This is a genomic window from Mucilaginibacter arboris, assembly GCF_009754915.1.
GTDB lineage: Bacteria > Bacteroidota > Bacteroidia > Sphingobacteriales > Sphingobacteriaceae > Mucilaginibacter_A > Mucilaginibacter_A arboris.
This window is the reverse complement of sequence record NZ_WPIK01000068.1, coordinates 1-648: the sequence shown is the minus strand read 5'-3', so window position 1 is coordinate 648 and position 648 is coordinate 1. Positions and strand designations below refer to the sequence as shown.

At 33.8% G+C, this 648-nt stretch carries 1 protein-coding gene; it reads right to left on the bottom strand.

The annotated features are described in order from the left end of the window. Positions 1 to 86: 86 nt before the first annotated feature. Positions 87 to 596, bottom strand: a complete 510-nt coding sequence (locus tag GO621_RS18735; RefSeq protein ID WP_157569940.1) for an Imm63 family immunity protein — start codon at positions 594 to 596, stop codon at positions 87 to 89. Between the last annotated feature and the right edge of the window lie 52 nt (positions 597 to 648).

Genomic DNA, 648 nt, shown 5'->3' with positions numbered 1-648 from the left:
GAAACTGAAGCAAAATAGCAAAACAAATGTTGATGATTATTCCATCAGCCGGTTTTTTGCCAAACCAATGTTAGCGGTAGTTTTTTTCAGTTCTCAGGATATTTCGCATATGCCAATTTATTTATCTCTATTTCTGAATATCCTTGTTTTCTAAGTTTTCCGCAATAAGTCGCTCGAAGACTAGCCAAATCATCAAATGGATAATTTTTCAAAATATCCTGATGTTCTAGAATTTCTTTCTGTCGCCAGGTTTCGTTGAGAATGCCTAACAATTCCTCTTGTTTTTTAAAGATTAAACGTCTACCATCTTTATCTTCAATTCTGTTTTTAAGTTCGTAATTACAGGACATGGAAAAAGTTACACCAGCAAAAATCCAGTAAAGCAAGTCGTCAAGTTTGTCAGTCATCTTTCTTTCATACTCTTGCCCACGTTCAGAAATGATGAAAAACATAAATCCTAAATCATCAACTTCAATATAAGGATGCGCATCCCATTTTTGTTGTCCGTAGCTCGGTAATAAATTTGTTGATGCATTTATTTTCAAAGCTAACTCGTCAACTTTTTTCTTTATATCATCAAGTGAATATTTTACCATTTCGGCGGCACTTTATTTTGTCGACAGCTATTTGTTAAAATTACCGCTAACG